The organism is Streptomyces sp. Ru71, from assembly GCF_002920535.1.
Taxonomy (GTDB): Bacteria; Actinomycetota; Actinomycetes; order Streptomycetales; family Streptomycetaceae; genus Streptomyces.
The window spans coordinates 44,564-53,777 of record NZ_PQSS01000053.1 but is presented as its reverse complement, the minus strand read 5'-3'; the positions used below and the strand labels follow the sequence as shown (position 1 = coordinate 53,777).

9 protein-coding genes and 1 pseudogene are annotated in these 9,214 nt (G+C 74.4%); 3 read left to right on the top strand and 7 right to left on the bottom strand.

Annotation, left to right across the window (positions count from 1 at the left end; genetic code table 11):
• Both C3489_RS26390 and C3489_RS26385 read left to right on the top strand, forming a co-directional pair.
• Nucleotides 1–191: pseudogene (locus C3489_RS26390) on the top strand (hypothetical protein); the annotation flags it as partial.
• 96 nt (nucleotides 192–287) lie between these two features.
• Nucleotides 288–1,559, top strand: a complete 1,272-nt coding sequence (locus C3489_RS26385; protein WP_103784569.1) for a lactonase family protein — start codon at nucleotides 288–290, stop codon at nucleotides 1,557–1,559.
• On the opposite strand, the gene C3489_RS26380 is transcribed toward C3489_RS26385, so the two are convergent.
• Nucleotides 1,527–2,261: a DUF2470 domain-containing protein gene (locus tag C3489_RS26380; protein WP_103784568.1), complete on the bottom strand. Its 735-nt coding sequence runs from the start codon at nucleotides 2,259–2,261 to the stop codon at nucleotides 1,527–1,529. The genes C3489_RS26385 and C3489_RS26380 overlap by 33 nt on opposite strands.
• A gap of 82 nt (nucleotides 2,262–2,343) precedes the next feature.
• Nucleotides 2,344–2,952 carry a TetR/AcrR family transcriptional regulator gene (locus tag C3489_RS26375; protein ID WP_103784567.1) on the bottom strand — a complete coding sequence of 203 codons (609 nt, stop codon included), beginning with the start codon at nucleotides 2,950–2,952 and terminating at the stop codon, nucleotides 2,344–2,346.
• 110 nt (nucleotides 2,953–3,062) lie between these two features.
• Here C3489_RS26375 and C3489_RS26370 point away from each other — a divergent pair, with 110 nt between their 5' ends.
• A complete protein-coding gene (locus C3489_RS26370; RefSeq protein WP_103784566.1) occupies nucleotides 3,063–4,595 on the top strand; it encodes a cytochrome P450 in 1,533 nt (510 codons plus the stop codon).
• 6 nt (nucleotides 4,596–4,601) lie between these two features.
• Here the strand turns inward: C3489_RS26370 and C3489_RS26365 are convergent, their stop codons facing one another.
• The 5 genes from C3489_RS26365 to C3489_RS26345 all read right to left on the bottom strand — a co-directional run bounded on the left by C3489_RS26365 (nucleotide 4,602) and on the right by C3489_RS26345 (nucleotide 9,204).
• A complete protein-coding gene (locus tag C3489_RS26365) occupies nucleotides 4,602–5,504 on the bottom strand; it encodes a sigma-70 family RNA polymerase sigma factor (RefSeq protein ID WP_103784565.1) in 903 nt (300 codons plus the stop codon).
• Nucleotides 5,505–5,539: 35 nt separating this feature from the next.
• Entirely contained in the window at nucleotides 5,540–6,283 is a 744-nt protein-coding gene (locus C3489_RS26360; protein WP_103784564.1) for a PIG-L deacetylase family protein, read from the bottom strand.
• 76 nt (nucleotides 6,284–6,359) lie between these two features.
• Nucleotides 6,360–7,661: an alpha/beta fold hydrolase gene (locus C3489_RS26355; protein WP_103784563.1), complete on the bottom strand. Its 1,302-nt coding sequence runs from the start codon at nucleotides 7,659–7,661 to the stop codon at nucleotides 6,360–6,362.
• A gap of 146 nt (nucleotides 7,662–7,807) precedes the next feature.
• Entirely contained in the window at nucleotides 7,808–8,830 is a 1,023-nt protein-coding gene (locus C3489_RS26350; RefSeq protein WP_103784562.1) for a LacI family DNA-binding transcriptional regulator, read from the bottom strand.
• Between the two features lie 53 nt (nucleotides 8,831–8,883).
• The gene (locus tag C3489_RS26345) at nucleotides 8,884–9,204 is read right to left on the bottom strand and encodes an L-rhamnose mutarotase (RefSeq protein ID WP_103784561.1); all 321 of its coding nucleotides are present in this window, start codon (nucleotides 9,202–9,204) and stop codon (nucleotides 8,884–8,886) included.
• Nucleotides 9,205–9,214: the final 10 nt, after the last annotated feature.

Sequence of the window (9,214 nt, the reverse complement as noted above, 5' to 3'; positions counted from 1 at the left end):
CGGGCCTGCCCTGGTTCGACTACTACGACGCCGACGCGGAAGACCTCTCCCCCGCCGACGCCCTGGGGTCGGTCAAGCCCGTGGGCGACTGGCTCGGCGACGACCACGACCCGTGGCAGGCGCCCCAGCAGCACCAGATCCACCCCCTGAAGGACGCCCCGGGCCGGCCGGTGACCGACGGGGACTGGTGACCCGCCCCGCACAGCACGCGTGGTTGCACGCGCCGGGCGGATCTTGCGAGGGTGGCGGTCACGACCGGGGCGAGGCGACGACCTGAAGGTGCGGACATGAGCAGTGGCGGGGAAGCGGCGGGCGCGGCGGCGTGGAGCCGGCGGCGCTTCGTCGGCGCGCTCGGCGGCACCCTCGCCGCCGGGGCCTTCCTGGCCGGCTGCGGGTCGGAGCGCGGCCCCGCCGGCGCCCCGGGAACGGCCTCCGGTACGGCGGACGAGGCTCCCGGCACATCGGGTACGGCCCCGGGCGCTTCGGGCACGGCTCCCGGGCCGTCCGGGCGGGCCACGCCGAGCGTGTCCGGCCCCCGCCCGCTCTACCTCGGCACCTACACCTCCGCCGAGGGCGGCGGCAGGGGCATCGGAGTCGCCTCCTACGATCCCGGCACGGGCCGGATCACCGGGCGGGGCACGCTGACCGGCGTACCCGACCCGTCGTATCTGGCGCTGCATCCGGACGGCCGGACGCTGTACGCGGTCGACGAGCGGGACGACGGCGCGGTCACCGCCGTCCGGCTCGCCGACCGCCGGGTGCTGGGCAGCCGGAGCACCGGCGGCGCGGCCCCCTGCCATCTGTCGGTGCATCCGGGCGGGCGGTGGCTGCTGAGCGCCAACTACGGCTCCGGGAGCGTGGCGGTGCACCCGATCGACGCCTCCGGCGCGCTGGGCGAGCGGGCCGACCTGGTCACGCACGGCAGTCCCGCGCCGGGCCCCGGACAGCAGGGACCGCACGCGCACCAGGTCGTCACGAGCCCCGACGGCGGTCATGTGCTCGCCGTGGACCTGGGCACGGACACCGTGTACGGCTACCGCCTCGATCAGCGCTCCGGGAAGCTCACCGAGGTCTCACAGGCCCGCACCCGCCCCGGCACCGGCCCGCGCCATCTGTCCTTCCACCCCGGCGGGCGCCACGCCTACCTGGTCGGCGAGGTCGGCAACACGGTGATGGTCTGCGGCTACGACCCGGCAAGCGGCCGGCTCACCGTCGGCGCCCCGCAGTCCACGGGCGCGGAGTCCGGCACCAACTACCCGGCGCAGTTCGCCGTCACGGGAGACGGACGCTACGCCTTTCTCGCCAACCGGGGCCACAACACCCTGGCCCGGTACGCGGTGGAGGCGGACGGCGCACGGCTCAGGCTGCTCGGCACGACCGACGTGGCCGGTGACTTCCCCCGGCAGATCGCCCTGTCCCCCGACGGGCGGCTGCTGTTCGCCGCGAACCAGAAGTCGGGCACGGTCAGCGTCTTCCACGTGGACGGCCGCACCGGTGATCTGCGGCTCGCCGGCAGGCCGTTCCCGTCACCGGTCGCCGTCTGCGCGCTGCCGCTGTAGGGCGCGCGGGCAGCCGGCGGCGCTCGCCTGCGTGAGCAGGTGGTGCATGCGTTCGGTGAGCTGTGCGATGTCGTCGGCGGGGGTGTGGAAGGGCAGGCGTACGTCACCGTGGCTGCGGGCGCGTTCGATGCGCAGCGTCAGTCCGTGCCGGTCGACGGCGAGCGGCCGGATCCGTACGGCGCCGTACAGGCTGCCGGGGTCGACGAGCCGGGTGAGGCGTTCGACGGCGTCCGGGTGGGCGTCGGCGAGGTGGGTGAGCAGCCGTGCCTCGGCGGCGGCCAGCGGGTCGGGCGCGGCGGCGGCGAAGTCGTCGAGGCCGACGACGACGGCGCCGGAGGGGCGGCGCAGCACCACCCGGGTGGCGTGGAAGGCGACGTGGTCGCCGTCGGCGCCGAAGGGGCCGAACCAGCCGGCGAGCCACAGCCGGGCGCGGATGCGGTGGCGGACGGGGACGGGGGCGACGTCGGCGAACTCCAGCACGGCGGACGGCTCGCCGCGCGGCGCGCAGATCGCGGCGGCGAACAGGGCGCTGTCCTCGGGGAGCCGCAGCAGCACCCGCCCGTCGTCGCTCACGCTGTGCGCCCCGATCAGTTCCTCGCGCCCGCCCTCGGCGGTCACCGCGCAGGACCACGCGGCGGTGAGCACCGACCGGGCCCGCTCGGCCGCTGAGGGCACGGCGGCCCACGTCTGGCTGTCACCCATCCCAACCTCCTCTTAGGTAAGCCTTGCCTAACCTATCGGAGATCGGGGTGCCCGCCAACCAGGCCCCCTGCCCGCCGCAGGCTCAGCCGGTGAGAACCCCGAGCAGCGCCCGTGCGCACAGCTCCCGCACCTGGTCCCGGCTCAGGTCCGGCGACCGCAGCCACTCCAGGCAGACCGCCGTGGTGAAGGCCAGCCAGCCACGCACCGCCAGGCGGACGTCGGGGCGCTGCCCGAAGAGCTGGCCGAACTCGGGGTCGGCGGCGAGGGCCGCGAGGATCTGCCGTTCCTGGGTGGCCAGCGCGCGCCGGTAGACACGCCGGACCTCCTGGTCCCCGGCCGCGTCGGCGCGGTGGAAGGCGCGGTAGCCGTGGGCGTGGGCCTGGATGTGCTCCAGGTAGGCGTCGAGACCTGCGGAGAGCTGCTCGCGCACCGGCACCCCGGGCACCGCGGCCGTCATGCGCAGCATGCGCTCGCTCTCCCGCTCCACGACCGCGGCGAAGAAGTCCCGCTTGGTCGGGAAGTAGTGGTACAGCAGGCCGCGCGAGACCCCGGCGATCTCCGCGACCTGCTCGATCCATACCTCGTCGTACGGACTCTCCGAGAACAGCCGGGCGCCCACCGACAGCAGTTGCTCCCGGCGCTGCGCGGTGCTGAGCCGGCGGCGGGTGCGCTCCCCCTGGTTCGCGGCCATGCGCGCACTGTACTTGACGCGGATTCAACAACAGGACCAGACTGAAACACGTTATTGAACTCACGTACAACACACTGCTCAACATGCCGCAGGATCAAGGGAGATCGCGCATGGCCGACGCCAGGGCAGACCACGGCCGTTCGTCCGGGGGGTTCCGCAGCGCCGAGCTGGGCTGGCCCGAGCTGGAGCGCATTCCGCGTCCGCCGCACCGGCTGCCCCTGCTCGGTGACGTGCTCGGCGTGAGCCGCACCACCCCCATCCAGGACTCCACGCGGCTGGCCCGTCAGCTGGGCCCGATCTTCCGGCGGCGGGCCTTCGGCAAGGAGTTCGTGTTCGTGTGGGGCGCCGGCCTCGTCGGGGATCTCTCCGACGAGTCGCGCTTCGCCAAGCACGTGGGGCTCGGCATAGCCAACCTGCGCCCCGTCGTCGGGGACGCGCTGTTCACGGCGTACAACCACGAGCCCAACTGGCAGCTCGCGCACGACGTGCTGGCGCCCGGCTTCAGCCGGGACGCGATGGCCGGGTACCACCCGATGATGCTCGACGTGGCCGCGCGGCTGACCGAGCACTGGGACCGGGCCGCCGCAGAGGGCCGGGACGTCGACGTGCCCGGGGACATGACCAAGCTGACCCTGGAGACGATCGCCCGCACCGGCTTCGGTTACGACTTCGGCTCCTTCGAGCGGCCCCGGCTGCACCCCTTCGTGACCGCCATGGTCGGCACCCTGACCTACGCCCAGCGACTCAACACCGTGCCCGCGCCCGCCGCCCGGCTGCTGCTGCGGCGGGCGAGCCGGCAGAACGAGGCCGACATGGCCTTCCTCAACCAGACCGTCGACGAGGTGGTGCGGGCCCGTCGCGCGGCGGGCGGCGGCGACGGCGACCTGCTCGACCGGATGCTGGACACCGCCCACCCGCAGACCGGGGAGCGGCTGTCCGCGCTGAACGTGCGGCGCCAGGTCATCACCTTCCTGGTCGCCGGGCACGAGACCACCTCCGGCGCGCTGTCCTTCGCGCTGCACTACCTCTCCCGGCACCCGGACGTCGCCGAGCGCGCCCGCGCCGAGGTGGAGCGGGTGTGGGGCGGGGCGGAGGTGCCCGCCTACGAGCAGGTGGCCAAGCTGCGGTACGTGCGCCGGGTGCTCGACGAGTCGCTGCGGCTGTGGCCCACCGCGCCCGCCTTCGCCCGGGAGGCCCGCGAGGACACCCTGCTGGCCGGGGACCACCCGATGCGGCGCGGCGCCTGGGCGCTGGTGCTGACGCCGATGCTGCACCGCGACCCCGAGGTGTGGGGCGCGGGCGCCGAGCGGTTCGACCCGGACCGCTTCGACGCGGCGGCGGTACGGGCCCGGCCCGGGCATGTCTTCAAACCGTTCGGCACCGGGGCGCGGGCCTGCATCGGGCGCCAGTTCGCGCTGCACGAGGCGACCCTGGTGCTCGGCCTGCTGCTGCGCCGCTACTCCTTCTCGCCCGACCCCGGCTACCGGCTACGGGTGACGGAACGGCTGACCCTGATGCCGGAGGGACTGCGGCTGCGCCTCGAACGCCGGGTGCCCGTGGCCCCGGCCCCGCAGCCGGACGGCGACGCGCGGGCGGACGAGCCGCACACGCCCCGCTGCCCGGTGCACGGGGCCGGGAGCTGAGCGACGTCAGCCGGTGAGGCCGTCCAGGTCCAGGCGGGCCAGCCGCTCGGGGTCGGACAGGATGTACATGCCGGTGATCCTTCCGTCGGCGACGGTGACCGCCACGACCGACGCCGGGCCGGCCTCCGGCTGGTTGACGAACCCGAGCGCGCCGTTGACCAGCACCATCCGTGCGGACGGGGCGAACCGGGCGAACAGCAGCGCCTGTTCGGCCACCGCCCTGGCGCCCTGGAGCACCCGGGAGGCGGCAGCGCCCCGCACCAGGGTGCCGGAGTCGACGCGCAGGGTGACCTCCGGGTGGAGCAGGGAGACCAGCGCCTCGAAGTCACCGGTGCGCGAGGCGGCGAGGAAGGCGTCGAGGACCTGCTTCTGCCGGCCCAGGTCCGGGTCGGCGGCCGGCTCGGCGCCGCGCACCCGGCGGCGGGCCCGGCTGGCCAGCTGGCGGGTGGCGGCCGGGGTGCGCTCCACGATCGGCGCGATGTCCTCCAACGGCACCGCGAACATGTCGTGCAGCACGAACGCCAGCCGCTCGTCCGGGCCCAGGTTCTCCAGGACGACCAGCAGGGCGAGGCCCACCGAGTCGGCGTGCAGGATCTCCTGCTCCGGATCGAGGCCGGACAACGGCCGCAGTTCGGGGTCCGGGATGTAGGTGTCGAACCGGTCGTCGATCGGCTCCTCGCGGCGCGCGCCGCGCGAGCGCAGCAGGTCGAGGCAGACCCGGCCGGTCACCGTGGTCAGCCAGCCGCCGAGGTTGCCGATCGCCTCGGCATCGGTGCGGCTGAGCTTGAGCCAGGTCTCCTGCACCGCGTCCTCCGCCTCGGCCAGTGAGCCGAGCATGCGGTAGGCCACGGCTCTGAGGTGTCCGCGGTGCTCCTCGAAGCGGTCGGCCAGCGCCTGGGTGGTGTCCATGCCTGCCTCTCCCCCGTCCGTCGTCGTCCGCCGGGTCATCTGCCGAACAGTTCGAAGGTCACGGCCGGACGGCCGCCGAAGCGTTCCGCCGCCGCGTTCGCGTTCGCCGTCAGGAAGCCGCGGACATAGGTCTCCGGGTCCTCGTCGGTCAACGCCTCGATGTAGGTGCGGTGTTCCAGCAGGGAGCGCACCGCGCGCTCCAGCCCCGGTGTGGCGTCCGCGGCGTGGGTGGGTGAGGCGGAGCCGGCGACCGCGACCCAGCGCACGCCGTTCCAGGGCTGGAGCCCCTGCTCGATCAGCTCCGGGAAGATCCAGCGGTTGCCGGCGTCGGCGGCCGCGTCGAGGGTGGCCCGGCCGACGGCCACGTGGTCGGGGGTGTTCCAGGCGACGCCGCCCCAGGTGTCCCGGTGGTTGAGGGTGATCACCAGTTCGGTCCGGTGGCGGCGGATCGCGGCGGCGATGTCCCGGCGCAGCGCCGGGCCGTACTCGATCACCCCGTCCTGGTGGTCGAGGAACTCCACGCTCTCCACCCCGACGACCGCCGCGCTCGCCCGCTGCTCCCGCTCCCGCAGCGGCCCGCAGATCGCCGGGTCCACGGTGTCGATGCCGGCCTCGCCCCTGCTCGTCAGCACGTAGGCGACATGGCGGCCCGCGTCGGTCCAGGCGGCGACGGCCGCCGAGCAGCCGTACTCCAGGTCGTCCGGGTGGGCCACCACGGCCAGGGCGCGCTGCCAGTCCTCGGGCATGGGCTGCAGTGGGGCGTTCGTCGGCTCGGTCATGGGCGCAGCGTAGCCCGCGTCACCGGCCACGGCCCGCCCTTTTGTGGATCTTGCGAGCGGGCACTGCGCCCCGGCGTCACACCTCGTCGCGGGTGAGGGCGAGCAGCCGGTCCAGGACCCGGGGGCCGCCCGCGCGGACGCCGTCGTGCTCGAACTCGTCCGTCACCCAGGTGCGCAGGCCGCGGATCGCGCGGGCGGTGGCCAGGGAGTGGCCGGCGTCGACGTACATGTCGTCGTGGTACACGGCCGCGGCGACCGGCACCTCGTTCGCGGCCAGCCGGTCACGGTCGTACAGGGGCGTGAAGTCGGTGCGGGCGGCGAGCAGTTCGGCGGTCTCCTTCAGCGGGCGCAGCGCCGGGTCGCAGTCGAACATCCAGGGGTGGATCGTCTCGCCGGTGAACAGCAGCGGCCCGTCGCCCGCGAGCGCCTTGGCCGCGTCGAACTGCGGGAACTCGGCACGGACCCGCTCGGCGGCCCACGCCGTGGGGCGGGCGTCCTGGCCGTAGATCGCCTCGTGGAGCAGGGCGTACAGCGGGTGTGCCGCGTACGACAGCAGGCCCCGCACCTCTTCCTGGAAGGTGTCCGACAGCTCCCAGCCGCCGGGCGTGCGCACGAAGGCGTCCTCCAGCAGGTAGTGCAGGCGGTGGCTGCCGTCGCCGGTGCCGAGCAGGATGCCGAGGGACTGGAAGGCCTCGGCGGTGAGCCGGTGGCCGCCCGGCAGGACGACGTCGTGGGTGAGCAGGTGGTCGGCGATACGGCGGGCCCGCTCGACGTCCTGCGGGTAGCGGGCGTAGTGCGCGGCGACCTTGCGCTCGATGCGTGGGTAGGCGGCCCGGTAGACGTCCTCGGCGTGGGCGTCCAGGGAGGGCAGCCCGCCGGTGATCACGGCGGCGGCCAGGCCCTCAGGGGCGGTGGAGAGGTAGGTGACGGTGCAGAAGCCGCCGAAGCTCTGCCCGAGCACCGTCCAGGGGGCGCCGCCGGTGACCTGCGGGCGGATCGCCTCGCAGTCGCGGACGATGGAGTCGGCGCGGAAGCGCGTGAGGTAGTCCGCCTGCTCGGCCGGGCCCCCGCGCAGCGGCAGGGTCTGGCGGTTGGCAGGGGTGGAGGCGCCGGTGCCGCGCTGGTCCAGCAGCAGCACCCGGAACTCCTTGAGGGCGCGGTCCAGCCAGGCGCTGCGGCCGACGAAGCGGTGGGCGCCGAAGCCGGGGCCGCCCTGGAGGTAGACCAGCCACGGCACGTCCTGGCCGGCCTGGTCGCTCGCCACCACCTCACGGGCGTACAGCTCGATGGTCTCCCCGGTGGGGTCGTCGTGGTCGAGCGGCACGGTGAAGCGGCGGTCGGTGAGCCGGACGCCGGGCTGGCGGTAGCTGTCGGTCAACGCGTCTCCCGGTGCGGAAGAAAGGGACGGGGCGAGGTGCGGCGGGTCCCAGTTCAGCACATGCCGGGCGGGCCGGTGCGCCCGGGGCTACTGAACGTTCGGTCGACGGCTGCTGACCGGTCGTACACCTGACGCTGACCCGCCGGTCAGCGTCCCGGAAGGCTGGAGCGGCGCACCACCAGCTCCGGCTGGAGGACCACCCGGCGGTGCTCGTGCGGCTGCCTGCCGCGCTCCTCGGTCTCCTCCAGCAGCAGTTCGGCGGCCAGCGCGCCGATGGTGACGGCGGGCTGGCGCACCGAGGTGAGCGGGACGGCCGCGGCGGCGGCGAACTCGATGTCGTCGTAGCCGACGATCGCGAGGTCGTCGGGGACGCCGACTCCGGCCGCGTACATCGCCTGCAGCACGCCGAGGGCGAGCAGGTCGTTGGCGCAGAAGACGGCGGTGGGCCGGTCGGCGAGACCGAGCAGGCGGGCCCCGGCGTCCCGGCCGGCGGCGACGTCGAGGCGCTCGGTGGGGATCTCCCGCAGCGCCTCGGGCCCGAGCCCGGCCTCGGCGAGCGCGTTCAGCGCGCCGGTGCGGCGGTCGCGGACCTGGTTCAGGCCGGGCGGGCCGCTGACATACGCGATCGAGCGGTGCCCGGCGTCCACCAGGTGCCGCACGGCCAGGGCGCCGCCGGCGACGTCGTCGACGGAGACGGAGCACTCGGCGGCGCCCTCGGCGACCCGGTCGACCAGCACGAACGGGATGCCGTGCCGGCGGAAGGCGCCGATGTTGCGGCCGGAGGCGTCCGTGGGGGTGAGCAGCACGCCCCGCACCCGCTGCTCGGCGAACAGCGAGAGGTACTCGGCCTCCTCGCCCGCGCTCTGCGCGCTGTTGCAGACCATCACGCCGAGCCCGGCCTCGCGCGCGGCCCGCTCGGCACCGCGCGCCACGTCCACGAAGAACGGGTTGCCCATGTCGAGGACGAGCAGCCCCATGATCCGGCTGCGGCCCGCGCGCAGCTGGCGCGCGGACTCGCTGCGGACGTAGCCGAGCCGGTCGATGGCGGACAGCACCCGCGCCCGGGTCTCACTGGCGACCGTGTCCGGCCGGTTGATCACGTTGGACACCGTGCCGACGGAGACTCCGGCGGCACGGGCGACGTCCTTGATACCCACCGACTGGGCCATCAGGCGGGAACCTCCTGGAGAACTGGGAGCGGCGGGGAGAGCTTCACACTACGTCACGCGAGGTGGAAGACCTCGGTGAGCGGTTTCATCGCCTCGTCCGGCCGGGCCCCGTCCAGGGCCTCGAAGAAGGGCCCCATCTCGGCCTGCCAGCGGGCGTTGACCTCGGTGGCCTCCATGCCGGCCCTGGCCGCCTCGAAGTCCTCCGTCTCCAGATAGCCGACGAGGAGGCCGTCGTCGCGCAGGAAGAGCGAGTAGTTGTGCCAGCCGGTGGCCGAGAGCGCCTCGCGCATCTCCGGCCACACGGCGGCATGCCGTTCCCGGTACTCGGCGATCCGCTCCGCGCGGACCTTCAGCAGGAAGCAGACGCGCTGCATCGGGTGGTCC